The organism is Algoriphagus oliviformis, assembly GCF_017254915.1.
Taxonomy (GTDB): domain Bacteria; phylum Bacteroidota; class Bacteroidia; order Cytophagales; family Cyclobacteriaceae; genus Algoriphagus; species Algoriphagus oliviformis.
The window spans coordinates 179,863-204,105 of the sequence record NZ_JAFKCT010000005.1 but is presented as its reverse complement, the minus strand read 5'-3'; the positions used below and the strand labels follow the sequence as shown (position 1 = coordinate 204,105).

20 protein-coding genes are annotated in these 24,243 nt (G+C 54.0%); 19 read left to right on the top strand and 1 reads right to left on the bottom strand.

Annotated features, from left to right (window positions below; genetic code table 11):
- Positions 1 to 33: 33 nt before the first annotated feature.
- From J0A68_RS13575 to J0A68_RS13560, 4 genes are all read left to right on the top strand, one after another.
- Positions 34 to 666 carry a response regulator gene (locus J0A68_RS13575; RefSeq protein ID WP_206578753.1) on the top strand — a complete coding sequence of 211 codons (633 nt, stop codon included), beginning with the start codon at positions 34 to 36 and terminating at the stop codon, positions 664 to 666.
- A 198-nt stretch (positions 667 to 864) separates the two neighbouring features.
- Complete coding sequence (locus J0A68_RS13570) at positions 865 to 1,035, top strand: hypothetical protein (protein ID WP_206578752.1); 171 nt, start codon at positions 865 to 867, stop codon at positions 1,033 to 1,035.
- 66 nt (positions 1,036 to 1,101) lie between these two features.
- Positions 1,102 to 1,674 carry an RNA polymerase sigma factor gene (locus tag J0A68_RS13565; protein WP_206578751.1) on the top strand — a complete coding sequence of 191 codons (573 nt, stop codon included), beginning with the start codon at positions 1,102 to 1,104 and terminating at the stop codon, positions 1,672 to 1,674.
- 319 nt (positions 1,675 to 1,993) lie between these two features.
- Entirely contained in the window at positions 1,994 to 2,425 is a 432-nt protein-coding gene (locus J0A68_RS13560; protein ID WP_206578750.1) for a response regulator, read from the top strand.
- A gap of 96 nt (positions 2,426 to 2,521) precedes the next feature.
- On the opposite strand, the gene J0A68_RS13555 is transcribed toward J0A68_RS13560, so the two are convergent.
- On the bottom strand, positions 2,522 to 4,843 hold the full coding sequence (locus tag J0A68_RS13555; protein WP_206578749.1) for a PKD domain-containing protein: 2,322 nt from the start codon (positions 4,841 to 4,843) through the stop codon (positions 2,522 to 2,524).
- Between the two features lie 183 nt (positions 4,844 to 5,026).
- On the opposite strand from J0A68_RS13555, the gene J0A68_RS13550 reads away from it, so the two are divergent.
- The 15 genes from J0A68_RS13550 to J0A68_RS13480 all read left to right on the top strand — a co-directional run bounded on the left by J0A68_RS13550 (position 5,027) and on the right by J0A68_RS13480 (position 24,162).
- Positions 5,027 to 5,950, top strand: coding sequence for a hypothetical protein (locus J0A68_RS13550; RefSeq protein WP_206578748.1), 924 nt, complete (start codon positions 5,027 to 5,029; stop codon positions 5,948 to 5,950).
- A 48-nt stretch (positions 5,951 to 5,998) separates the two neighbouring features.
- Entirely contained in the window at positions 5,999 to 7,267 is a 1,269-nt protein-coding gene (locus J0A68_RS13545) for a glycosyltransferase (protein WP_206578747.1), read from the top strand.
- A gap of 1 nt (position 7,268) precedes the next feature.
- On the top strand, positions 7,269 to 8,750 hold the full coding sequence (locus tag J0A68_RS13540; protein ID WP_206578746.1) for a glycoside hydrolase family 32 protein: 1,482 nt from the start codon (positions 7,269 to 7,271) through the stop codon (positions 8,748 to 8,750).
- A gap of 456 nt (positions 8,751 to 9,206) precedes the next feature.
- Positions 9,207 to 9,551, top strand: a complete 345-nt coding sequence (locus tag J0A68_RS13535) for a hypothetical protein (RefSeq protein ID WP_206578745.1) — start codon at positions 9,207 to 9,209, stop codon at positions 9,549 to 9,551.
- Positions 9,552 to 9,611: 60 nt separating this feature from the next.
- A complete protein-coding gene (locus tag J0A68_RS13530; RefSeq protein ID WP_206578744.1) occupies positions 9,612 to 10,103 on the top strand; it encodes a hypothetical protein in 492 nt (163 codons plus the stop codon).
- 223 nt (positions 10,104 to 10,326) lie between these two features.
- Positions 10,327 to 11,982 (top strand): sodium-dependent transporter, encoded by a 1,656-nt coding sequence (locus tag J0A68_RS13525; RefSeq protein WP_206578743.1) that lies wholly within the window; start codon positions 10,327 to 10,329, stop codon positions 11,980 to 11,982.
- Positions 11,983 to 12,290: 308 nt separating this feature from the next.
- Positions 12,291 to 12,524: a (4Fe-4S)-binding protein gene (locus J0A68_RS13520; RefSeq protein WP_206578742.1), complete on the top strand. Its 234-nt coding sequence runs from the start codon at positions 12,291 to 12,293 to the stop codon at positions 12,522 to 12,524.
- 18 nt (positions 12,525 to 12,542) lie between these two features.
- Complete coding sequence (kefF, locus tag J0A68_RS13515; protein WP_206578741.1) at positions 12,543 to 13,109, top strand: glutathione-regulated potassium-efflux system oxidoreductase KefF; 567 nt, start codon at positions 12,543 to 12,545, stop codon at positions 13,107 to 13,109.
- A gap of 4 nt (positions 13,110 to 13,113) precedes the next feature.
- Positions 13,114 to 14,982 (top strand): monovalent cation:proton antiporter-2 (CPA2) family protein, encoded by a 1,869-nt coding sequence (locus J0A68_RS13510; RefSeq protein WP_206578740.1) that lies wholly within the window; start codon positions 13,114 to 13,116, stop codon positions 14,980 to 14,982.
- Between the two features lie 254 nt (positions 14,983 to 15,236).
- Entirely contained in the window at positions 15,237 to 15,854 is a 618-nt protein-coding gene (locus tag J0A68_RS13505) for a TetR/AcrR family transcriptional regulator (RefSeq protein ID WP_206578739.1), read from the top strand.
- Positions 15,855 to 15,908: 54 nt separating this feature from the next.
- Positions 15,909 to 17,261 (top strand): TolC family protein, encoded by a 1,353-nt coding sequence (locus tag J0A68_RS13500; RefSeq protein WP_206578738.1) that lies wholly within the window; start codon positions 15,909 to 15,911, stop codon positions 17,259 to 17,261.
- A 3-nt stretch (positions 17,262 to 17,264) separates the two neighbouring features.
- A complete protein-coding gene (locus tag J0A68_RS13495) occupies positions 17,265 to 18,308 on the top strand; it encodes an efflux RND transporter periplasmic adaptor subunit (protein WP_206578737.1) in 1,044 nt (347 codons plus the stop codon).
- The gene (locus tag J0A68_RS13490; protein WP_206578736.1) at positions 18,308 to 21,343 is read left to right on the top strand and encodes an efflux RND transporter permease subunit; all 3,036 of its coding nucleotides are present in this window, start codon (positions 18,308 to 18,310) and stop codon (positions 21,341 to 21,343) included. Before J0A68_RS13495 ends, J0A68_RS13490 begins: the two co-directional genes overlap by 1 nt.
- 4 nt (positions 21,344 to 21,347) lie before the next feature.
- The gene (locus J0A68_RS13485) at positions 21,348 to 21,596 is read left to right on the top strand and encodes an acyl carrier protein (RefSeq protein WP_206578735.1); all 249 of its coding nucleotides are present in this window, start codon (positions 21,348 to 21,350) and stop codon (positions 21,594 to 21,596) included.
- A gap of 268 nt (positions 21,597 to 21,864) precedes the next feature.
- A complete protein-coding gene (locus J0A68_RS13480) occupies positions 21,865 to 24,162 on the top strand; it encodes a PAS domain-containing sensor histidine kinase (RefSeq protein ID WP_206578734.1) in 2,298 nt (765 codons plus the stop codon).
- Positions 24,163 to 24,243: the final 81 nt, after the last annotated feature.

Sequence of the window (24,243 nt, the reverse complement as noted above, 5' to 3'; positions counted from 1 at the left end):
ATATTGCGCTAGTTTAGATTTTTGGAAAATACCATGATAAAGCTCCTGATCTACGAAGACAACCCCCAACTGCGCGAAGGTCTGACCATGCTGATAGACGGCAGCGAGGGATTCAGCGTGCAGGCCGCTTTCCGCAACTGCAGCAATGTGGTCCAGGAGGTCACCACCTATCAGCCAGACGTGGTGCTCATGGACATAGACATGCCCGATGTCAACGGTCTGGACGGCCTCAAGCTCATCAAGGCTACCAAGCCGGATGTGAGCGTGCTGATGCTGACGGTTTTCGACGATCACCAAAACATCTTCCAAGCCCTGCTCAGCGGGGCTAACGGGTATATCCTGAAGAAAACCCCGCCGGCCAAGTTGCTGGAATATATCCAGGAAGCCTCCACCGGGGGAGCTCCCATGACCGCTTCCGTGGCGGCGCAGGTACTGAGGATGTTTTCGCAGATGAACCTCCCCGCAGACAAGGACTACAACCTCTCCGAGCGGGAAAAGGAAGTCCTGCAATATCTGGTGAAGGGCTATTCCTACAAGATGATCGCCGCGGAGATGTTCATCGCCATGGATACCGTACGGAGCCACATCAAGAAGATCTACGAAAAGCTCCACGTCAACTCCAAGAGCGAAGCCGTCGCCAAGGCCTTCCGCGACAAGCTGGTGTAGTCGCTCTCCTTCCATTTTTCACTTACCGGCTGGTGGCAAGCCTCGCCGGGTGCTGTTTTTTTGTTGTTTTCCTTCCGGAAAAGCTGCCGCGTCCGCTATCCAACACCCTTCCTTTTCTACTCATTTTCACCTGTTTATGTGATTTCAAAAGTCACCCAGGCTGCCCAACTTTGGGTATTGTTTCTTACTGACAAACCCATGAAAACAACGGCAAAATTTATATTGATTCTGTGGGGAATTACCTTTTCTACCAACTATTTCCCAGAGAAACCTGCCTCACCAAGCAAGCGAAATGAAGTACGCCTTACACAAAAAACCACACAAACATGTGGTGCCAAGGCAGTAGCTCCCAGCCTCTCCCATGCGTAACAGATAGTATCAACCAATGGCCCTTTTTTACAATGAAACCTAGCAACAAAACCTCTTTTACAGTACATGAAAAGTCCCATGGTGAATCCGGAAAATGTGACACTTCCCCCGTCCAAAAGTATAGAACATTTGTTTTTTGGCTGCCTGGATCAAAACCCAAAAATCCAGCGTGAATTGTTTGACCGTCTATCGGCAAAGATGCTCTCGATATGCCTGAAGTACGTCAAGGAAACTACCGCAGCCGAAGACGTGCTGATCATCGCTTTCCGCAAGATATTCGACCGCATAGCGCAGTTTAGACGGCAGGGAAGCTTTGAAGGCTGGATACGGCGTATCGTGGTCAACGAGTGCCTGATGTATCTGGAAAAAGAGCGAAACATCTACAAGAATACGGGTCTGGACAGCGTCTATCCCCAAGCCAACCAGGCTGGCCCCAGCGATTCACTGGACTGGGAAGATCTCGGAAAAATCCTCCGCTCCCTCCCCAGAGGCTACCGCAAGGTGTTTGAGCTCTTTGTGCTGGAGGGTCTCAGCCACGAGGAAATCGCCAAAAAGCTGGAGATCTCGGAAAACACCTCCAAATCCCAACTCAGCCGTGCCCGGGCTCAGGTCCAAAAGCGATTTTATCTCTGCGCCTGACTAGCAAAGCATCCAAAGGACTGGATGCTTTTTGGCGTGATTCCTAACGGGATTTTTTCGAGGCAACCGACCAAAGCCTACGTGCCCCAATTGGGAAAAAAGGAACACCTGTCTGATCCAAGCGCTAAGAAAAAAGCAACAATACAGCTCGTTTTTTCATCACTTACATTATATTAAAGTTCGATTATATACAGTTTATTGAAGGTAGTTTCTAAATATTAAATCACTTAACTATTTTTTGATTAATCATACCTAAAAAACCACCAAGGGGTATATATTTGTTCATACTGTTGTATACTATAGGCCTTATAAATTATCGATGGGCAATTTTAAAATCCGTGAAATATTTTTGGTTGATGATGATCCTATCGTAAGGATGGTCGCCATCAAGATCCTCAAAAGCATAGATTTCAACCACACTGTTTCCTCCTTTGAAAACGGACAGCTGGCCCTAGATGCCATCAAGTCACGCCTCTCGGAAGGCTATATTTTTGGGGAAGATGAGCCCATCCTGCTTCTGCTGGATATCAACATGCCGATACTCGATGCCTGGGGTTTTCTGGATGAGTTTAGCGAGCTGCCCCCAGCGGTCAGAAACAACTTTTTGATCGCCATCATCACCAGCTCTATTGACACCAACGACAAGATCAGGGCCTTCTCCTACGCGGATGTGGTGGACTACATCACCAAACCTCTTTCCGCCAAACACCTCAGCGACTTTCTCACCAAGCACAGCCTCTACCAAGACTAAAGAACCACAAAAGGACTTTCAGCCATACCGCGAGTCTAGCAAACAAAAAATCCCCCGTCGAAACAACGGGGGATTTTACTTTTCAATTAGACCAATTTACCAGACATGGATCTTGTTGCCAGGCACTTCCTCAAAGGTCAGGTCACTGGCTTTGAGCACATCCCCAGAAGACTTGGCCACCGCGATGCCGTGCTGCCCGGACTTTCCGATCAAGGCATTGGTGATGATGAGGCTTCCCAGCGGCACGTTGTCCACTGTGATTGCCGCCGAGAAGTTGTTGGCCATCACCTTGCCAGCATGGAGAATCTTGGAGTTGCGGATCTGGTTTTGGGCGTGGTTGGTGGAATAGGTAATGCCATACCAAGAGCCGGCTGTCTCGTCCGTGCCTTGGATCACGATAGGTTCGCCATTGCCCCCGTCTAGGTGCAGGTAGCCCAATCGGCCGTTTGCGTCCTGCACGTCGATGCGGGTGCCCGGCTGCATCTTGATCTTCACGCCTTCCTTGAGCCTCATTCCGGACTGGATCAGGAGGTTTTTGCCGAGGCCTTTGATCACATAGCCTGTACCACCGTAAAAGCCCCTCCAAATCACCTCCCTGTTGTCCACGGCAATGGGAATCAGGCCGTCCACGGCGACTTCGGGCTTGGTGTTGTTTTCCATGGTCGTATGGTAGTCGAGGCTCTCCACCAGGCTGGTGGACACCACGATGGGATGGCCAGCGTGGTTATTGATCGAGTTGAGCTGAAATTCCAGGCTGACACCGTTGGATGTCGCATCCAGGCCATTGCCCTTGCCTTGGTCAAAGATGGTCTTGGACACGGCCAGCTTGCCGTTGGTACCGATCTTCAGGGTGGCAGGCTCCTGTCCGCTGATGGCATTACTGCCCGCATGGCGGATTTCAGCCTTGGTGATGGTGCTTTGCTTTCCTTGGGAGTTGTCGATGTAGATTCCTCTCCAGGCGCCTTTTTCCTTGGTCATGCCCTCGATTTTCACCGGCTTGCCATCCAGTCCAAACAGGACAATCTTTGAACCTTGGATCACCCGGATGGCCTTGTCGCCCCCCATGTTGACCTGGGCACCGTCGGAGATAGCCCAAGTCGATGCAGCCGTGATCAGCAACTCATCCAGCACGTCATATTGGGAGCTGAAGTTGGGCCAGATGTGCTCTTGCCCATCGTCGATACGTCCTGGAGACACCTTGATGTTGCCGTCTTTCAGGGTGTTGATCGAGGAGATGCTCACCATCTTCTTCGCCGGGATGGACAGCGGGCCGTCGGCGTTGTCATAGACTTCGTTTTGCTTAAACTCGACGAAGTTTGCGTTGTCCTGGAGGATTACCCCCAGCTTGGCATTGTTGTGGATCTTGGTGTCAAACACCTTCATTTTTGCGTTGGAGACCAGCTTGAGCGCGGCGCCCAGCTTGCCGGCATCCCTGAGCTCGGTACCCCAAAGCAGGTTTTGCTCACTGCCGGACTCCACCTGTATTCCTCCCCAGTATCCCTTGCCAGCGCTTTTGCCTTGGAAATAGATCGTTGTCTGCGGCAGCTTGTTGTCCGCGATCAGCGTGCCGTTGGTCGAGATGGTCAGCTTGGTGTCCGCCTCAAAGGCGATCCTCACACCCGGCATCACGGTAAGTTTGGCGGCGACTTTCACGTCTTTGGTGATCAGGTAGTCAAACAGCTGCTCCTTGTCCACATGGATGTTTTCCAAAACCCTGTCTTGGAGGATGTCAGCCGAGATCAGCACAGGAGCTTCGTTGCCACCGACGGCGCCGTTTACTACGATTTCCAGCAGGTCAAAAGAGACACTTGACTGATGTTTAACGGAGAGCTTGAGCAGGTATTTCCCGGCCTTGTCTGGCTGGAATTTCGCCTGGGCCGCATTTGGAGTCTGGAGTTGGGCGACGCTTCCCTCGGGCTTTTCCATGATGGCCCAGGTGAATTGCAGCACCCCGCCGGTCTCATTGACCGAGCCGGAGCCGTCCAGCTCTACCAGGGTGCCCAGCGCCACTTCCCTATCCTCACCGGCTTTGGCTTCGATCTTGGAGGGAGCTCCCTCCACCACCTTGAGCTTGACGGTATCCGTCGCGGTCCAGTTGAGGTAGCTCACGGTGAGCTTGAAGACGTACTCGCCGACCTTGTTGGTGGCAAATTCCACGGCGACTTTCTCGAGAGAAGAGGTCTGAACCACAGCCCCGTCGGGCTTTTGAACGAGCTCCCATTTGTAGGACAGTGGCTTGCCGGTCGCATTGACGGACTGGCTCCCGTCGAGCAGCGTGAGGGAATTGGCCACCAGCTCCTGCTCGGCGCCGGCATCGGCCAGGAGCGGGTTTTTGGGGTCCTCGGTTTTGTCCTCGCAGCCCGAGAACAAGCCTGCAAAAAGAAGCAGGATGAGTCCGAGTGATTTGAAGGTTTTCATTTTTGTCATTGGTTTAGTCTTTAAAAATTGAAACACCCAGCAGATTGGAAATCCTGACAGGGGGTTGCTTTGACTTTTGAAAAAAAGACCAAAATGTTTTCCATCCTTCGATAGGCACGCAGCTATGCCTGCCTACAGCCCAATATTCGTAATTTGGCTGCGACACCTTTTACGGATGAGCCCATGTCCCAAAATCCAAGTTTCGAAAAGCTGAAGTCCAAGCTTCCCGACCCGTCCACGATAGACTTTTTGATAGAGGGGCTTTCTGCCTCCGAGTTTGGCAGCCTAATGCTGGAGGTGTACCGGAGGCGATCGGAGCGGATTTCGCCGACGGATCTGCTTCGGGATTTTGGCCAAAACCGCTTTGCCCAAGCCTCCACCATCGATCCGGTTTTGCTGCTGGAGACTGAGGCTGCCTGGCTAAAAAGAGCGCGTGAAGCGGGATTTAGCCCCGTCACCCTCTCTCCTGTGGCCCCTTTGGGCACCTGCTCCAGGGTCGCCAAAGTAAACCAAAACAATGTGCTCAGCGCCCTGCGGGGAACCGAGGTGGTGTCGGACGCGACGAATGTCCTTGCCCTAAAGCTTGCGCAAGACCTGAAGCGGGCACCTAGCCATAGCAGCTTACGCTACGCCGCCGTCCATCGCCATCTCCGCACACAGCACTACGACAACCCCAGCTTCACTGCCCATTTTGCCGCGTTTTGCCTGGCCTCCGCAGGCAAAGATCCGGGCAGCTTCGGCTTTGAGCTGGAAGAAGCCAATCGGCATGCGGCTTTGCTGCTAGACCGGCTGATGCTGTTTTTCCCTAAGGAGCGGCTTTCCTTCACCTTTTTTCTCCGAGAGGAAAATCCCACCCTGAAAAAGCGTCTGGAGGACTCCGAAAACTGCTGGACAGGGTTCCCCACGGCCTTCGTCACCGATACCAGCCAGGAATACTACCGCCTGTTTCAGTTTAAGATCTATGTGAAAATCGGGGAAAACCTGGTCGACTTTGCGGATGGAGGGCCAGTGGACTGGGTGGCCTCGCTCACGGGAAACCGGAAATTGCGGTCCTTTATCAGCGGAATAGGTTTGGAACTGGTTCTGAAACTGGCCGGAACTGTGTAAGTTTAGCCTAAGGACAAAAAAACCAACCCAATCCCAAGACCTGACTGCATGAAAGTCCTGCTGGTTTCCATAGGCACCCGAGGTGACATTGAGCCGTTTTTGGCTCAAGCCGAGCTTCTGAGGAAAGCCGACCACGAGGTGGTCTGCCTTTTCCCGGAGCAGTTTAGGGAGACGGTCGAAAAGATGGGCATGGAGTTTTTGGGATTGGACCGGCGATTTCTGGAGATGTTGGATTCAAGCGTGGGCAAGTCCGTGATGGGCGGCGGAGGCAATGCCTTTGCCACGATCCGCAACTTTTTCCGCCTGATGAAAAACTCCCTGGGACTGCAAAAGACCCTCATCCACCAGCAAAAGGACGCCATCGACGCGACCCAACCTGACCGGGTGGTCTTTCACCCCAAGGCCCTCTACTGTACGCTTCCCGCGATGGCCGAGCCAAGGAAATACTTCCAGCTCTCCCCCATCCCCAACCTCATCCACCCGCATCCCAGCTACCAGCATCTGAGTCTTTCGAAGTGGAAGCCCTTCTCGGAAAAATGGAACCTCAAAACCTACGACTGGGTCAACGGCTCCCGCTACATCGCCTTCAACAAGTTTGTAAAACCTTATTTCAAGGACTTTCCGGGAATTGCCTTTTCCACCAAAGCCATCAAAAACTTTGAGCTCCATCAGCTGCAGGTCCTGTACCAAATCTCTCCGACGCTGTACCCAAAACCCGCCAACTGGCCGGAATGCGCATACATCACGGGATTTTTTGCCCGGGACCAAAACCGGGATTTCCTGCCTGACCCCGAGCTATCCGCCTGGCTGGCCAAGCATCCCAAAGCCATCCTGCTTACCTTTGGCTCCATGTCCAACCCCAAGCCTTTGGAGATCTCCACCCAGCTCATCGGCCTGCTGGAGAAGCACGGCATCCCCGCCGTGGTCAACCTGTCCTGGGGCGGCTTGCAAAAAATCGAGTCCAGCGGCGAGTCGATCTACTATGTGAACCAAGTTCCCTACGACTGGATCCTGCCCCAGCTCTACGGCATCATCCACCACGGCGGCTCCGGCACAACCCACTCTGCCGCCAAGTCCGCCGCGGTGCAGCTGATCGTGCCCCACATCATGGACCAATACTTCTGGAATCGGCTCGTTCGCGACAACGGGCTAGGCCCGCTGGGGACCAGCATCCATAACTTTGACGCAGACCAGTTTGAGCAGGCCTTGTTGGAGTTTTGGAACAATCCCGAATACAAGGCTGCGGCCAAGGCCACAGCCGAAAAAATGACACACGAGGCCGACCCTCAGGCACTCATCCACCTTATCACTGACTAGCATGACTACGCTCTTTCGTTCGGCCACAATGGCCAGCCTTGTCCTTTTAGCCGCCTGCGGCACCAGTCCGGAAATCACCTTCACCGCTTCTGAAAAGGAAACCTACCGACCAGACTACCATTTCACCCCAGCCAAAGGCTGGATGAACGATCCCAACGGCATGTTTTACCTGGATGGAGAGTACCATCTCTTTTTCCAGTACTATCCCGACACGACCGTCTGGGGACCCATGCATTGGGGACACGCGGTATCCAAGGATCTGGTGACTTGGGAGGAGCTCCCCATCGCGATCTATCCAGACAGCCTCGGCTACATCTTCTCCGGCAGCGCGGTAGTGGATCGGGAAAACAGCTCGGGCTTGGGCACCGCGGAAAACCCTCCCGTGGTAGCGATCTACACCTACCATGATGCGGCCGGAGAGCGGACTGGCGCCAGTGATTTCCAAACCCAGGGCATTGCCTACTCCACGGACAAGGGAAGGACCTGGATCAAGTATGACCAAAATCCGGTCTTGGCCAATCCCGGCATCCGGGACTTTCGTGATCCCAAGGTCACCCAAATCGTCCAAGCAGATGGTACCAAGGAGTGGGTGATGACGCTGGCTGTGCAGGACAGGGTGCAGTTCTACGCTTCTCCGGACTTGAAGAGTTGGAGCAAAACCGGGGAGTTTGGCCAAAATACCGGAGCGCATGGAGGCGTGTGGGAATGCCCCGACTTGCTGAAAATGCAGACTCCAGACGGACAGGAAAAGTGGGTGCTTCTCCTAAGCATCAATCCAGGTGGGCCACAAAAAGGGTCTGCTACCCAATACTTTATAGGAGACTTTCAAGATGGCGTTTTCACTCCGGACGACACGATGATCCGCTGGATAGACTATGGCCCTGACAACTACGCTGGCGTGACATGGGCCAACCTTCCCGACACGGACAGCCGCACGCTCTTCATTGGCTGGATGAGCAACTGGCTCTATGGCCAGGTGGTGCCGACTGCCTCTTGGAGATCGGCGATGACGGTACCGAGGGAATTGAGTCTGATCGACGTGAACGGCGTCCTGCTGCTGAAGTCCGCTCCGGCGAAGGAGCTGGAAAAGCTGCGAAAAGACACCTACACCGTCGAGGAAAGTTCCAAGCTGCCCTCCCAAGCTGCTGAGATCGGCGTCGAACTAGACGGATCGGACGCCTTCTCCATTACGCTGAGCAACGAGCTGGGCGAAAACGTCGTGATCAGCAAGGAAGCAGGGTTGGTATCCATAGACCGATCACAGGCGGGCAAGTCCGACTTTCAGGAGGATTTTGCCGCGATCCACTCCGCCCCCATGAGCTGGAAAGCCGACCAGCTGAGAATATTTCTCGACGCGAGCTCCATCGAGTTGTTTGTCAACGAAGGCGAGCTCGTGATGACCTCTCTGCTTTTCCCCAATTCACCCTGGAAGACCGTGGAGTTTCATCATGGCATCAATGGAGGAACACTCTACCGCCTGTAGCATCAAAGCCGAAAGTGTTTACCGCCGGAGCAGAAAAAAATCCGTTTTCCAGAAAATCTGCCGTTCGAGAAAAAAGGGGCGTAGCCCTGATATCCGCTGTTGGGCCTCAGGTACAAGTAGAGATGACAGAGCTACGCTCCTACCTTGAGATTCCTTGATACTCCGGTACTACGAAGATCGAAGGGCTACGCCCCTGCAAATAACCTTTCGACTTTGTAGCTCCCGTTACCCAGGTGGAGACGACAACTTAACGCAACACTAGTATTATGAGCGGGAAACCATGTCAAAAACGCTACATCGGACTTCGCCTGCCCGACGGGTCGGGGTCATCGCCTGCCCGACGTGTCGGGGTCTTCCAGCGCGATTGTTAATGAAAATTCGTCTACTGGCAGAAAAGCGTATATACAGAATTACTATTTATCTCATACATTTGAGGTTGATTTGCAGTCCGAAAAAATGAAAAAACAAAAGATAGCCTTCTTTCTCAGCCTTGCCTGGTTCGTCGGGGTTGTGGCTGTTTTTTCATTTCCTCCCGCTCTCAACAATTCCGATAAGGCAGCCTCCCAAACGTCGGAACTGAAGGCGATTTCGTCACCGAACCTCGTCTTCAACCTGGTCGACCAGTCCCCCGAGGTGCCGGCTTTCAAAGCCAGCTTGAGCCTGGCAGACTTTGTCGGAAACGCCTGGAGCGCGGACTTCGTCCCTCCCCTCACACAGTACCTTTCCCCTTCCTTTTTTGCGAAGTCAAAGGCACTGTTTGACGTCCTGACCACCTTTTTCTACTTTTTCCACACCTGGTAGTACTTGTGTTTTTCCGAGCCTCCGGCAACAAACACATTGTAAACTTTATCTACCAAAAAAATGATCGACATCGATTTTCCCACACTTGCTGTGTCAAGTGTATTGCTGTTGGGCGTGGCCGCCCCTTTTGTGTCCTACACCCTCAAAAGCAAACAGGCCAAAAAGAAATTTCTCGGCGAGTTTGGCCAGTTTGCCGCTAGCCTAGACCTCCAGTCCGATATCCAGGAAGACTGGAGACAGCGCTACGTACTCGGCCTGGACAAGGGAAAAAACACGCTCCTCTACTTCCAAAACGGTGAAAAACCCGAGAGGCTCCACATCCCGCTCAGCGAAGTATCTCGGGCCGTCATCTACCAGTCCCACCTCAATGCCGACCAGCCTGGCAAGCCGAAAACCCTGGATCAGCTAGACCTCCAGCTGTATTTCAAAAGCCCGACAAAGAAAAGCCTCAGCCTGGAGATCTACCGCCACGAAAACTACTCCGACCAACTCGGGGAATCCGTAATGGCGGCCAAATGGGCTGAGCTGATCAACCAGTCCCTTTCCAACTAAACCCCATGAGGCTGTCTCCAAAGCACTCATCTGTCAGCTTGAGCGGAGTCGACGGCCTAAGCGGAACCGAAAGCCTGATCGAAAGTGGTCAGCCTGAGCGGAGTCGAAGGCCACTGCATCGCCAAAGGCCTTTTACCGCAAGCCAACTGCCCCTCGGACTTTGCCCCCGGCGACAGACGACCCGGATGAGACAGCCTCTTTTCCAAGCTTCACCAACCAAACTATGAGCACAACCAACGAATCCTGGGGCTCCAGGGTAGGCCTGATCCTCGCCATGGCTGGCAATGCCGTCGGCCTCGGCAACTTTCTCCGCTTTCCCGTACAGGCAGTACAAAACGGCGGGGGGGCCTTCATCCTGCCCTATCTCATCTGCTTTGTGCTGATGGGAATCCCCCTCCTTTTTGTGGAGTGGTCCTTGGGGAGATTCGGCGGAAAGCTCGGCAACCACAGCACGCCCTATATCCTGGACTCCGTGAGCAAAAAGCCGATATGGAAGTACATCGGGGTATTTGGCATCTTCACCAATATCGCCGTGGTGGCGTACTACACCTACATCGAATCCTGGACTTTCATCTATGTCTTCCACAGCATCGTGGGCACCTTTACCGGCATGGGAAAAGAGGAGATCAGCGGTTTCTTTGACCAATATGTGGGGCTCAGCGGGTCGGATTTCGGCATTCCCATGCTGCCAGTGCTGGTCTATGTCCTCGTGATGGGGCTCAACATCTATATCCTTTCCTCCGGGCTCGGAGGCATAGAAAAAGTCGCCAAAATCGGGATGCCACTGCTGATTCTCTTTGGGGCGATCCTGGCTTTTAGGGGATGGACCATGGGCACAGACTACGCTTCAGCGGAGTTTCCCGATGCCAATGCCTGGGACGGCATCAACTTCCTCTGGACTCCACAGTACTCCTCGCTGGCAGACCCCAAAGTTTGGCTGGCGGCTGCGGGACAGATCTTTTTCACCCTCTCTGTAGGCATGGGATCCATCCAGTGCTATGCCTCCTATGTGCGGGAAAACGAGGACATCGCGCTCAATTCCATCACCGCAGGCTTTACCAACGAGATGGTGGAGATCGTACTGGGCAGCGCGATCGTGATCCCTATAGCAGCGGGATTCCTTGGCTTGGACTGGGTGCTGGAAAATGCCGGATTTGGCATGGCCTTCCAGACTATGCCCTACCTCTTTCAGCAGTGGGGGCCTGTCTTCAGCATGGTCGCGGGGGTGTGTTGGTTTGGCTTGCTCTTCTTCGCTGGCATCACCTCCTCCCTTGCGATGGGCACACCCTGGATGGGATTCATGCAGGACGAGTTTGGCTGGGGCAAGGTGAAAGGCGCCATCTCTTTTGGCATCGTCGCGCTCGCCATGGGACTGCCCACCGTTTTGTTTTACCAATATGGCTATTTTGAGGAATACGACTATTGGGGAGGCACGGTCAGCTTGGTGATCTTTGCGCTGCTGGAGACCATCCTTTTTGCCTGGATCTTCGGGATGGACCGAGGCTGGGAGGAAATCACCCGGGGTGCAGATATCCGCGTCCCGCGCTTCTACCGCGGCATCATGAAATACGTCACTCCAGCGCTGCTGCTGCTGGTCTTGGTCGGCGCGCTTTTCACCCCTTTGGGCAACGACTGGAACGCCGCCCTAGACAGCCTGATGGCTGGACAGGGCTACGAGCTGGATCCGGCTTCCCTGATCTCCAAAATCTCCCATGCGGATCTCAAGGCCCAGCTCCTTTCGAATCCTGCGGAAAGTGAGTTGGTGGAAAAGAAAATCTTCTATTCCACCCTGGCCCGTATGCAGCTGGTATTGCTCTTTGTCATGATCGCAGGCATCGTCTGGTATTCCCACCAAAAACGCCAATCCCAAACCCTATGAATACGTCCGCATTGATCCTTTCGCTCGCGACACAGATCCTGATCCTCGCCGCGACCGCCTATTGCTTTTATCTGGTGCTGAAAAAACCCAACCCAGAGAAATAGCAACAGAATCTAAACCCAAGTCCCCGTCTCCAGCGCTTCAAACCGATAGCGCTGGAGACTTTTTTGTATAAAAAAACAAGACCCTCCGAACTGCGCGATGCGCCACCTCAATGCCAGCGCTGAAAGCACAAGCTTTTTCCAAGGGAGAAAAGGAACAAATGGGATGATTTTGGTATTATTAGCTATTCCAAAATCCACTTTCCCATGAGCGATACCCCTCCCAAAGAATACAGCAATGGCGAAGTCGTCGTCACTTGGCAGCCGGAGAAATGCACGCATTCCGGCCGATGCGTACGGGGACTTCCCCAAGTCTTCAACCCCAAAAAGAGGCCCTGGATAGCCATCGAGCAAGCCAGCTCCGAGCAGCTGGTCGCCCAGGTCAAGGCCTGCCCATCCGCTGCGTTGGGGTACTACTTTTTGGAAAAAGAAGGCCGCTAACCCAGAGTCAAAAGAAGCATGCGTAAGATTCTGGTTTTGTTTGCCCACCCGAAGTTTGAGCATTCCGACGCCAACCAAGCCCTGGTCGATTCCATCCAAGGCTTGGAAAACGTGCAGGTCAGGGATCTCTACGAGCTCTATCCGGACTTCAACGTCAACATACAGGCCGAGCAGGAAGCGCTCTTTGAGCATGAGGTCATCATCTGGCAGCATCCCTTCTACTGGTATTCCTGCCCTCCCCTGCTCAAGCAGTGGATCGATCTGGTGCTGGAGCACGGTTGGGCCTACGGGACGGGCGGCATTTTTCTAAAAAACAAATACGTCTTCAACGCCTTCACCACCGGCGGATCAAAGGAAGTCTATTCTCCCCAGGGCCGCAATCGCTACACGGTCGAGGAGTATCTTCGCCCTTTTGAACAGACGGCCTACCTCTGCCACATGCGCTACCTGCCGCCTTTTCACCTGAGCGGCACCCATAGTATCACGGAGGTGGAGCTTCGGCAGAAAGCCAAGGAATACCAAGAACTGGTCCTTAGCCTGCGGGATTCGGAGGAAATCACGCTTCCCTACATCCAAAAAACCTAAACCCATGGAAGGATTTCTTTTCAACGCCATCATCTATACCCTGGCCGCGGTCATCTGCGTCCCGATTGCCAAGCGCTTGGGCATGGGCTCGGTTTTGGGCTATCTGATCGCCGGCATTCTGATCGGGCCTTACGGTTTCGAGTTTATCCAGGACGAATCCCAGGGACAGGACATCATGCACAGCACGGAGTTTGGCGTGGTGATGATGCTCTTCCTGATCGGGCTGGAGCTGGAGCCCAAAAACCTCTGGAAGATGCGCGACATGATCCTGAAGGTGGGACTTTCCCAGGTTTTGGCGACATCTGCGCTGATCTTCGGCTTGGGCATGGCGCTGGGGGTTGACTGGAGAATCAGCTTGACCGCCGCGCTGTCCATGGCCCTGTCGTCCACCGCCATCGTTCTGCAATCGCTCAAGGAGAAAAACCAGATGGACACCCCCACGGGCAAGTTTTCTTTTGGCGTGCTGCTGCTGCAAGATATTGCGGTCATTCCCATCCTCGCCGTGCTGCCTCTTTTGGCCGTGGCTGGAGCCGAAGTGAGGGACGGACACGGCGGCTTTTTGGAGCATCAGCCCGGCTGGGTGCAGACCTTGATGATCTTCGCGGCCATCGGCTTGGTGGTGCTGTTGGGTCGTTTTGGCTTTGGACCCTTGCTCAACTGGGTCTCCAAAACCAAGCTCAGGGAGCTCTTCACGGCCTCCGCGCTGCTGATCGTGGTAGGAATCGCCTTTCTCATGGAACTGGTAGGACTGAGCCCCGCCTTGGGCACCTTCCTCGCAGGCGTGATTTTGGCCAATTCACCCTACAAGCACGCGCTGGAGTCGGACTTGGATCCCTTCAAAGGCTTGCTGCTGGGCTTGTTTTTCATGGCTGTGGGAGCGACGATCAACTTCAACCTGATCTTTTCCGACGCGCTGGGTGTCTTCTCCCTCACGTTTGGCGTCATCCTGATCAAAACCCTCGTGCTGGCCGTCATCGGGAAAACCAAAAAGCTAAGCCTTCCTGAAAACCTTCGCTTTTCCTTCGGTCTGGCGCAGGTTTCGGAGTTTTCCTTCGTCACCTATGCTTTCGCGCTGCAGCTGGGCATCCTGGCGACGACGACTTCCGGCATCCTCATGGCCATCACGGCCCTCAGCATGACTTTCACGCCGATTTTCAGCTTGGTATTGGAAAAGATGATTCTGCCCAGGCTGGAGCGGAAAAGTGCCAATCCGAGCCGGGATGCCGACGAAATCGGGGAAACGAACAAGGTCATTTTGGTGGGGTTCTCGCACTTTGGCACCACGCTGGGCCGCTTCCTCCGAGCCAATGGCGTGGAGGCAACTGTCCTGGACTACAACCCCGATCAGGTGGATTTCCTGCGAAAGATGGGCTTCAAGGTGTACTTTGGCGATGCCACCCGCCTGGACCTCCTGCATGCCGCAGGAGCCGAAGACGCCAAGATCCTGATCTCAGCCATCAACTCCACAGAAACGAACAAGAAGCTGGTGGAACTCTGCCGGGAGCATTTTCCAAGCTTGGAAATCATGATCCGAGCCAAAAACCGCTACGAGGCCTTTGAGCTCATGGAGATGGGCGTGGAGAGCATCTACCGCGAGCACCTCGACACCTCCATCCGCATGGGGCAGGAAGCCTTGCAAAGGCTAGGGTTTCGCGCGCATACCGTCCACAGGCTGGCAGCACAGTTTCGAAAATATGACGAGGAATCGCTCAAGATTCTGGTCAAGTATCGCGGCAACCAAGCCGAGTACATTTCCAAGGTCAAAAAGCAGATCGAAATCCAAGAGACGCTCCTCTCCGGCGAGCTCTCCCGCAAATTTTCCATGAACGACCAGGCCTGGGACAGCGAGCAATTGAAGGATCAAGAGGGGTGAAGTCAATTTTTTTCTATGTGCGTAATTGTGCTAATGATCGAATTTGCTGTTTTCAAACAGACTTACCTGCTTTGACGGGACGGAAGACCGATGACCGAAGACAGAAGTAACGGCGATGCTGGAATTTACCCTTTGTCTGCATGGCTCCGAATAGCAACTGGCAAAGAGCCTAGATCAAAATCAATATTTATTTTAAAACCTCTTGCTTTATTAAACACTGTTTAATTACTTTTGGATGTTTACAAAAAGGTATCATGGGAATCGCAGATCGCAAGGAAAGAGACAAGGAAGAGTTGAGGGAAAAGATCTTGGTGGCAGCCAAGGCGCTTTTCCTTGAAAAGGGAGTGGAAAAAACCTCGATCCGAAACATCGCCGATCAGATCGAATACAGCCCGGGGATTATCTATCACTATTTCCGAGACAAAAACGAGATCTTTCATGCGCTACACCAGGGAGGCTTTATGCAACTCATGGAAAAGATGCAGGTGCTCCGCTCCGTCCGAAACCCCATGGAAAGGCTTAAGGCAATGGGAAGTATCTATATAACATTCGCCATTGAAAACCCTGATATGTATGACCTTATGTTTATCAAAGAGGCTCCCATAGACCACGTCTATAACTCCGAACACGACTGCTGGAAGGAAGGCGGGGGCACGTTTGAAAACCTAAGGATGACCATCAAGGAGTGTGCGGACGCTGGCCACTTCACTGGACATGACTTGGAGCCCCTCACCTACCTCATTTGGTCTGCGGTCCACGGCCTGGTCTCTCTCCACATCAGAAAGCGATGCGAGGTAGTCCTGCCCGAAAGACAAAATACCATCGTAAGGGAAGGCTTGGAGGAATTTTTCAAAATCCTCGACAGGCTTTAAAAAATTTTAACCAACTATTGAACACTGTTTTATTTATTAACACCGAACAATGTTATGAAAAAAGCGATACCAATTTTTCTGGCCTACCTGTTTTTCAGCCCGCTTTCCCTAGCCAAAGCACAGACCGCGCTGGAGCAGTACATCCAAGAGGGGCTGGAAAACAACCTGGTTTTGAAGGAGAAAAGCATCGAGCTGGAGCGAAGCCTGCTTGCGCTGAAGGACGCGAAGAGCTACTTCCTTCCCTCCTTGGATTTCGGCGCCAGCTACACCCTGGCCAATGGCGGACGGACGATAGGCTTTCCCGTCGGCGATCTGCTCAACCCGGTCTATTCCACGCTAAACCAGCTGACCGGCAGCAACGCCTTTCCCCAGCTGGAGAATGTATCGGAGCAGCTCCTTCCGGACAATTTCTACGATGCCCGCTTCCGAGCCTCCATGCCCATCGTCAACACCGACTTGATCTACCAGCGGCAGATCCGCGAAAAGCAGGTCATGCTTTCCGAATATGAGGTACAGATCTACCAGGCAAACCTAGTCCAGGACATCAAGCTGGCCTATTACAACTTTTGCACCGCGCATACTGCCATCGAGGTGATCCTGAGCAGCAGGGAGCTGGTGGAGCGAAACCTGCGGGACAACCGCTCCCTGCTGGAAAACGGCAAGGGTCTGCCCTCCTCGGTACTTCGTGCCGAGAGCGAGGTGGAAAACATCAACGCGCTGCTGATCGACGCGGAAAGCCGCAAGCGCAACGCGGCCCACTACGTGAACTTTCTGCTGAACAAGCCGCAGGATTCCCCCGTGCGCTTTGAAGAGCAGCAGGCCGACATCGCCGCCTTGGCTGAGCTCATGGGGGAAAATGACCTGAGCACACGCCCCGAGATCCTGCAAATGCAGACGGCCGAGAGCATCCAAGAGACAGCCATCAAAGCCGGCAAAAGCTACTGGATCCCCAAGTTCAGCACCTACGCGGATTTGGGTTCCCAGAGTTTCGACTGGGCTTTTGACCAAGAGTCGAGGTATGCGCTCTGGGGCTTTAGCCTGAGCGTCCCCATTTTTCAAGGCGGGAGAAACAGAAACCAGATCTACCGGAGTGAACTGGGCCTCAGAAGTGTCCAAACGCAAAAAGACCTCCTTTCCGACAAGCTGCAGCTCGACCTCAACCTTACCAAAAACGAAGTTCGCGCCAACCAAGCAGCCCTTCGCTCCGCGGAGAAAAAACTGGAATCGTCTGCCGCCTACTTCCGGCTGATAGACCGGGGATTTCGCGAGGGCGCCAATTCCCTGATCGAGTTCATGGACGCGCGCAGCCAGCTGACCCAGGCCTCACTCCAGAAGACCATCAATTCCTACAACCTGCTCAAGTCCATGGCCCAGCTCGAGCGCCAACTTCTAATCCAAACCTACTAAGCAATGAGACATTTAGCCCACTTTTCCCTCATCTCGGCCGCGGTTTTGCTTTTTGCCTGCGGCAAAACAGAAAGCGCCGAGCAGCTCGTCACCAAGGGCGAGGCCATCCCGGTGAAAGTCATTCCCCTCCAGCAGGGCACTTTTTCCTCCTCCATCGCCGCCAGCGGCAATTTCTCGACCAACGACGAGACGGTCCTCTCCTTCAAGGTCGGCGGCATCGTCTCCCAGATCCAAGTACAGGAGGGCGATCCGGTCCGAAAAGGGCAAGTCCTCGCGACGCTGGACCTGACCGAGGTTCAGGCCGGCCTGAGCCAAGCCAAGCTGGCCTACGAAAAAGTCCTCCGCGATCATGAGCGTGCCGGCAGACTCTACCGCGACAGCGTCGCTACGCTGGAGCAGTTCCAAAACAGCAAGACCGCCCTGGACATCGCCGAGCAACAGCTGAAAACGGCGGAGTTCAACCTCTCCTACTCCCAGATCCGGGCCACACAGGACGGATTTGTCCTCCGCAAATTCGTCAACCCTGGCCAGCTCGTCGCCTCGGGTACGCCCATTCTCCAGATCAACGGCGCGGGCCGCGGACACTGGGTGCTGAAGGCGAGTGTGAGCGACAGCAACTGGGCCCTGATCCTCCTCGGGGACAGCGCGACCCTGCTTCCGTCAGATTCGGACAGCGTGCCAGGCAAAGTCATCCGCAAGAGCCAGGCTGCCGACCCGGTCACAGGGGCTTATTGGGTGGAAATCTCCCCGGAGGAATCGACGGACTTGAAGCTCGCCTCGGGGATGTTTGGCAAGGTGCTGATCCATCCTTCCGAGCAGACCGAGGGCTGGGAGATTCCCTACGAGGCCCTCTTGGATGCCAACGGCAGCGAGGGCTATGTATTTGTCACCGAGGGAGGACAAAGTGCCAAGAAAGTCCAAGTGAAGCTGGGAAAGATCTCTCCCCAATCCATTCAGGTGCTCTCTGGATTGGAAAACTACCAGACTCTGATCGTCTCCGGCAGCGCATACCTTGCTGATGGTTCCACCATTCAAATCAGGAACTGATGAGGATCTCGGAATTTGCCGTAAAAAACTACCAGTTTACGCTGGTGATCTTCCTGATGACCGTGGCGGTGGGACTGACGACCTTTTTCACCATGCCGCGCAGCGAAGATCCCGTGATCGAAGCGCCACAGTTTCCCGTGATCGTGATCTATCCTGGAGCCAGCCCCGAGGACATGGAGGAGCTGGTGGTGGATCCCCTGGAGGAAGTGATCTATGGCCTGGAAAACATCAAACGCGTCAAAACGGAGATCCAAGATGGCGTAGCGGTGCTTTTCGTGGAGTACAACTACGAAGAAGACGTCAACGAGAAATACCAGGAGCTCGTGCGTGAGGTCAACACCCTTCGTCCCGAGCTTCCGGAGGACATTTTCTCCATCAAGATCAACAAGGTCCGCCCCTCCGACGTCAACATCCTCCAGATCGCCCTCATCAGCGAAAACGCCTCCCGCGACAACCTGAAAGACTACAGCGAGCGGCTGCAGGATGAGCTGGAAAAGATCACCGAACTGAAAAAGGTAGAGCTTTTTGGCCTACCCGAGCAGATCGTGCGCGTGGATCTGAAGCTGGACAAAATCGCCGAGATGAACATCCCCCTCTTTGCGATCATCGGCAGCATCCAAAGCGAACTGAGCAACATCCCCGGGGGACAGGTGGAAGCCGGCAGCAAAAGCTTCAACGTCAAGACCAGCGGCAATTACAGCTCCGCGGAAGAGATCGGCGAAACCATCGTCTATTCTGTCCAGGGACACAGCATACAGCTCAGGGACGTGGCTGAGATCAGCAACGACTTTGAGGAAAGCAAACACATCACCCGGCTCAACGGCTATCGGTCTGTATTCGTCACCGCAGCCCTGAAGGAAGGCCACAACATCTCCAACGTCCAGGAAAAGTACCTCAGCGCGATAGAAAAGGTCAAAACCGAACTCCCGGAAAACATCGATCTGGTCCTGGCCTTTGACCAGGCCAACTATGTCAACCAGCGCCTGAGCGGGCTGGGTATAGATTTCCTGATCGCGATTGCTTTGGTCTTTATCACCCTGCTGCCGCTCGGCAACCGGGCCTCTCTCATCGTGATGATCTCCATCCCCCTCTCCCTCGCCATCGGCCTGGTGCTGCTGAATGCCCTCGGCTACAGCCTCAATCAGCTGAGCATAGTGGGTCTGGTGGTGGCGCTGGGGCTCTTGGTGGACGACAGTATTGTGGTCGTCGAGAACATCGAGCGCTGGATCAGGGATGGTTTTTCAAAAAAAGATGCCGCGCTCAAAGCCACCAAACAGATCTCGCTTTCCGTCGTAGGCTGCACCGTCACGCTGATCATTGCCTTTTTGCCCCTGGTTTTCCTACCAGAGGGATCGGGGGATTTCATCCGCAGCTTGCCCATCGCAGTCATCATGAGCGTGCTGGCTTCCATGCTGGTCTCGCTGACTATCATTCCCTTCCTCTCCACCTGGTTTCTCAAGGACAAGGGTGCCGAGCACTCCAACTGGTTTTTTGACCTGTTCCAAAAAGGCATCCACAAGACCTACGCTCCCCTGCTGGAGCGCGCCCTGCAAAGGCCCCTGGCCACGCTCGTATTGGCTGGAGCGATCTTCGCAGTCTCACTGGGCCTGTTTCCCGTGATTGGTTTCAGTCTTTTTCCTCCTTCGGAAAAGCCCCAATTTCTCGTCAACATCACCACGCCGCTCCAATCCAACCTGACCACCACCGACGAAGTGGCCAAAAAGGTAGAGGCTGAACTCAGCCAGATCCCCGAGCTGATGAACTTCGCCACCAACGTAGGCAAGGGAAATCCACGGATCTACTACAACGAAATCCCCGAAAATGAGCGGACGGACTACTCCCAGATCTTTGTACAGCTGGATCCCCATACGGCCCCACCGCGCAAAATGGAGGTCATCGAAGCGCTGAAGGCCAAGTTTTCGGACTTTGCGGGCGCGAAGGTCGAGGTCAAAAACTTCGAGCAGGGCCCGCCCGTGACCGCACCGGTGGAAGTGAGGATCTCGGGAGAAAACCTGGACACGCTCCGCGGCCTGGCCTCCCAGGTGGAGCAGCTCCTGAAGGAAACCCAGGGCACCATCTACATCAACAATCCCGTCGCCAACCTCAAAACCGACATCCGGGTAGCGATCCAAAAGGAGAAAGCCCGACAGCTCGGCGTCAACATCGCCGACGTGGACCGCACGGTCAGACTGGCCCTGGCGGGACTAAACCTGGGCTCCTTCACCGACCAGCGGGGCGACGAACGCTCCATACTCCTCACCTCGCCCCGACCCGAAAAGGCCACACTTGCGAGCTTTGATGGGCTGTACATCAACAACCAGCAGGGCGCCGGGATTCCGATTTCGCAGATCGCCAGCCTGGAGCTGGAGAGCAGCACGCTGACCATCGACCACTACAACAAGATCCGCTCGGTGTCCGTGTCGGCCTTTGTGGACCAAAACTTCCTGACCGACCGGGTGATATCCGAGGTGCTCCAAAAAATGGAACAGGTACGGCTACCCGACGGCTACTCCTTCAAGATGGCGGGAGAATACGAGACTAGGCAGGAGTCTTTTGCGGGGTTCAATACGGTGATTATTATCACGGTATTCTTATTCGTCGCGGTTCTAATTTTGCTCTTCAAGACCTTCAAGAGCACCATCATCGTCCTTTCGGTCATTCCATTGGGCATGGTCGGAGCGCTGGTAGCACTCTGGATTACAGGAAATTCCCTGTCCTTTGTAGCGATCATTGGCTTGATTGCGTTAGCGGGGATAGAGGTGAAAACTTCCATCCTGCTGGTGGATTTCACCAACCAGCTGAGGCTGGAAGGGAAACCCTTGGAGGCGGCAATACGTGAAGCAGGAGAAATCCGCTTTCTTCCCATCGTCCTGACCACCATCACGGCGATTGGCGGTTTGATTCCGATTGCCCTGAGTACCAATCCGCTGATTTCGCCTTTGGCCATAGTTTTGATCGGAGGTCTGATCAGTTCCACCTTGCTTTCAAGAATCGTCACCCCGGTGATGTATAAACTATTGCCACCTAGAATCTGAACTCATGAACCAACACTACTCCCTGCTCAAGAAGGCCGCGGAAGTCTTCCATTCCTACGGAATCGACCTGATCGGCCCCGCCAAAAACGCCCACCTCATCCAGCAGCTCCACATGGATCCGATTTTCGTCAATGGACTCATCTTCGAGCTGGAGTTCCAGCTGCAGGTGATCATCCAGGAGGAAAAACTGGCTCGGGCTTCTACCCCGCGGGAGATCATCGAGCTTCTGCTGGAAATCCCACAGGACAACTGACCGGAAAAGCGAAGGAATTCTTCACTTTTTTCTTTTTCCGCCAGGCTCCCATTTGGAAAGAGCGGGGAAAGGCAGGGCATTTTTTGCATGATCCAGCATGCCGCGGCTCGCCGATCGCGTTGGTTTACATTTCGAGACAAAACTTTCCGAACAAGGCCGTCAAACTACACCTTGCGCCTGAATCGCGGAATCTTTCGGATTGCCCCTTAGTTCCCGGGATTTTTTCAGCACAGCTTTCACCTTTTCCGGCGATTCAGAATGACATACCATGAGCACGACTGAATCTACGACCAACTTAGCCTCTCCTAGCAGCCCAAACGCCTACAAAGACATTTTGCTGGAGCACTTGGAAACGATGACCAACTCGGGAGTCTGGGAAATGGACCTGGAAACCAAAAAGCTGACCTTTTCGGATGGGATTTTCAAGATGCTGGGCTATCAGCCGGGAGAACTGGAGCTGAAACCCGAGCAGGCCAAATTGCTGGTCCACGCCGATGACTTGGAGCGGGTAAGAGCTGATTTTTATCGCTTTTTGGAAAGCGGCTCGCAACTGGACATCACCCATCGCCTGCTCACCAAGGAGGGAAAGGCCATCTGGGTAATGTCCAAAGCCAAGCTGATAGGTGAACTCAATGGCACAAAGAAGGTAGTCGGTGCCCTCCAAAACATCGACGAGTCGGTCCGTACCAAAGAGAGGCTCAGAAGCGAACGAGAAAAGAACCGTGCGCTCATCGAAAATCTGGACGGCATCTTCTGGGAGGCAGATGCCCAGACCTTTGAGTTTACCTACATCAGTCCACAAGCGGAGAAGATCACCGGCTATACGCCCAGAGAGTGGATGGAGGAAAGGGGTTTTTGGCAAGCCCACATCCATCCAGACGACCGGGATCGCGCCATCCAAACCTGCCACTTCGAAACCCAGCGGCTACAGGACCACAATTTTGACTACCGCTTTTTGGCCAAAGACGGCAAAGTCATCTGGCTCAACGACCGCGTGAACGTGGTAGCAGAGGATGGCAAGCCCAAGACCCTGCGCGGCATGATGGTGAACATCACGCGGGAAAGGGAAATCGCACAGGCCTTGCAGGAAGAAATAGGCCTCAACCAGTCCCTGATCCAGCAGCTCCCCAGCGTATTCTTCCTCTTTGACATGGACAGGAAATTCCTGCTCTGGAACCACCAGCTTGAGAGCATGTCCGAGTACTCTTCGGAGGAGATTTCCTCCATGAGTCCAGAGGAGTTTTTCACTGGGTCGGACAAGGGGATTTTTGACGACTATGCCCAAAAGGTACTCCAAGGCACCCAAATTGACTTTGACTTAAAACTCAGGACCAAATCTGGAAAGCGGATCCCTTTTCTCTTCTCCGCCTCTGCCCTGACCTACCATGACAAAACCTGCATCTTTGGTACAGGACAGGATATCAGCGAGTTGATGGAGAGCCGTCGATCCACCGCCCAGCACATCGAGCGCTTCCAGATCGTGACCCGCGCCACCAGCGACGCGATTTGGGATTTTGAAATAGAGAAAAACAAACTCTACTGGGGAGAGGGCTTCCTCACGCTGTTTGGCTATGACCCCAAGACGACGGATGTCCATTTCGAATTTCTCCTCAGCCTGATCCATCCCGACGACCGGGAGCGGATCTTCCGACTGATCCAGAGCTATCTCGATCCCAGCTCCAGCAAAAGCCACTGGCTGGAAGAGTACCGCTTTCTCAAAAGTGACGGAAATTACGCCTTTGTGCTCGACAAGGCCATCTTCATCCGAAACGAAAAAGGCGCAGTCACCCGTGTCGTGGGTGCCATGCAGGATATCTCCGGGCAAAAGGAAACCGAGAAATCCCTCCAAACCCTCAACCAAAAGCTGGAGAAGAACGTCCGGGACCTGGCCATTTCCAACCAGGAACTCCAGCAGTTTGCCTTCGTCGCTTCCCATGACCTGCAGGAGCCGCTGCGGATGATCTCCAGCTTCATGGGGCTGCTGGAGCGGAAATACAGCCACGTCCTGGACGAGAGGGCCATGGAATACATCAGCTTTGCCACCAACGGAGCCAAACAGATGCGGAGGGTCATTCTGGACCTTCTGGAGCTCTCCCGAGTCGGAAAGGTGGGAGAAACCAAAGCCGAGGTGGACGTGGACGAACTGATCGAAGAGCTGAAAAGCTATATGAAAAAAACGCTGAAGGAGAAAAACGCCCTGATCAGCTACGAAAACCTCCCCAAGGTCTATTCCTACAAGACGCCGCTTTTCCAGATTTTCCAAAACCTCATCGGAAACGGCATCAAATACTCCAAGCCCGACAAAGCTCCAAGCATCAACGTGCGGGGAAGGGAGCTCCCCGAAGCATGGGAGTTCTCCGTGGAGGACAATGGCATAGGGATAAAGGAAGAATACTTCAACAAGGTCTTTGTCCTCTTCCAGCGTCTCCACAACCAGCGTGAGTACGACGGCACGGGAATAGGCCTAGCCATCGTCAAAAAGTCCGTGGAGTTTCTCGGCGGAGAGATCAGTCTGCAATCCGAGATCGGGGTAGGTTCCCGGTTTACCTTTACCATCAGAAAGTAAAAACCAAGAATAAAAGTGAAATCTGATAACTTAAAATCCCGTCCAAAAGCGGGATTTTTTGTTTGGAAAAAAGTCGGCTGC

Coding starts and splice junctions, on each gene's coding strand:
- J0A68_RS13575 (WP_206578753.1), top strand. CDS start 34: ATGATAAAGCTCCTGATCTACGAAGACAACCCCCAACTGCGCGAAGGT.
- J0A68_RS13570 (WP_206578752.1), top strand. CDS start 865: ATGAAAACAACGGCAAAATTTATATTGATTCTGTGGGGAATTACCTTT.
- J0A68_RS13565 (WP_206578751.1), top strand. CDS start 1,102: ATGAAAAGTCCCATGGTGAATCCGGAAAATGTGACACTTCCCCCGTCC.
- J0A68_RS13560 (WP_206578750.1), top strand. CDS start 1,994: ATGGGCAATTTTAAAATCCGTGAAATATTTTTGGTTGATGATGATCCT.
- J0A68_RS13555 (WP_206578749.1), bottom strand. CDS start 4,843: ATGAAAACCTTCAAATCACTCGGACTCATCCTGCTTCTTTTTGCAGGC.
- J0A68_RS13550 (WP_206578748.1), top strand. CDS start 5,027: ATGTCCCAAAATCCAAGTTTCGAAAAGCTGAAGTCCAAGCTTCCCGAC.
- J0A68_RS13545 (WP_206578747.1), top strand. CDS start 5,999: ATGAAAGTCCTGCTGGTTTCCATAGGCACCCGAGGTGACATTGAGCCG.
- J0A68_RS13540 (WP_206578746.1), top strand. CDS start 7,269: ATGACTACGCTCTTTCGTTCGGCCACAATGGCCAGCCTTGTCCTTTTA.
- J0A68_RS13535 (WP_206578745.1), top strand. CDS start 9,207: ATGAAAAAACAAAAGATAGCCTTCTTTCTCAGCCTTGCCTGGTTCGTC.
- J0A68_RS13530 (WP_206578744.1), top strand. CDS start 9,612: ATGATCGACATCGATTTTCCCACACTTGCTGTGTCAAGTGTATTGCTG.
- J0A68_RS13525 (WP_206578743.1), top strand. CDS start 10,327: ATGAGCACAACCAACGAATCCTGGGGCTCCAGGGTAGGCCTGATCCTC.
- J0A68_RS13520 (WP_206578742.1), top strand. CDS start 12,291: ATGAGCGATACCCCTCCCAAAGAATACAGCAATGGCGAAGTCGTCGTC.
- kefF (WP_206578741.1), top strand. CDS start 12,543: ATGCGTAAGATTCTGGTTTTGTTTGCCCACCCGAAGTTTGAGCATTCC.
- J0A68_RS13510 (WP_206578740.1), top strand. CDS start 13,114: ATGGAAGGATTTCTTTTCAACGCCATCATCTATACCCTGGCCGCGGTC.
- J0A68_RS13505 (WP_206578739.1), top strand. CDS start 15,237: ATGGGAATCGCAGATCGCAAGGAAAGAGACAAGGAAGAGTTGAGGGAA.
- J0A68_RS13500 (WP_206578738.1), top strand. CDS start 15,909: ATGAAAAAAGCGATACCAATTTTTCTGGCCTACCTGTTTTTCAGCCCG.
- J0A68_RS13495 (WP_206578737.1), top strand. CDS start 17,265: ATGAGACATTTAGCCCACTTTTCCCTCATCTCGGCCGCGGTTTTGCTT.
- J0A68_RS13490 (WP_206578736.1), top strand. CDS start 18,308: ATGAGGATCTCGGAATTTGCCGTAAAAAACTACCAGTTTACGCTGGTG.
- J0A68_RS13485 (WP_206578735.1), top strand. CDS start 21,348: ATGAACCAACACTACTCCCTGCTCAAGAAGGCCGCGGAAGTCTTCCAT.
- J0A68_RS13480 (WP_206578734.1), top strand. CDS start 21,865: ATGAGCACGACTGAATCTACGACCAACTTAGCCTCTCCTAGCAGCCCA.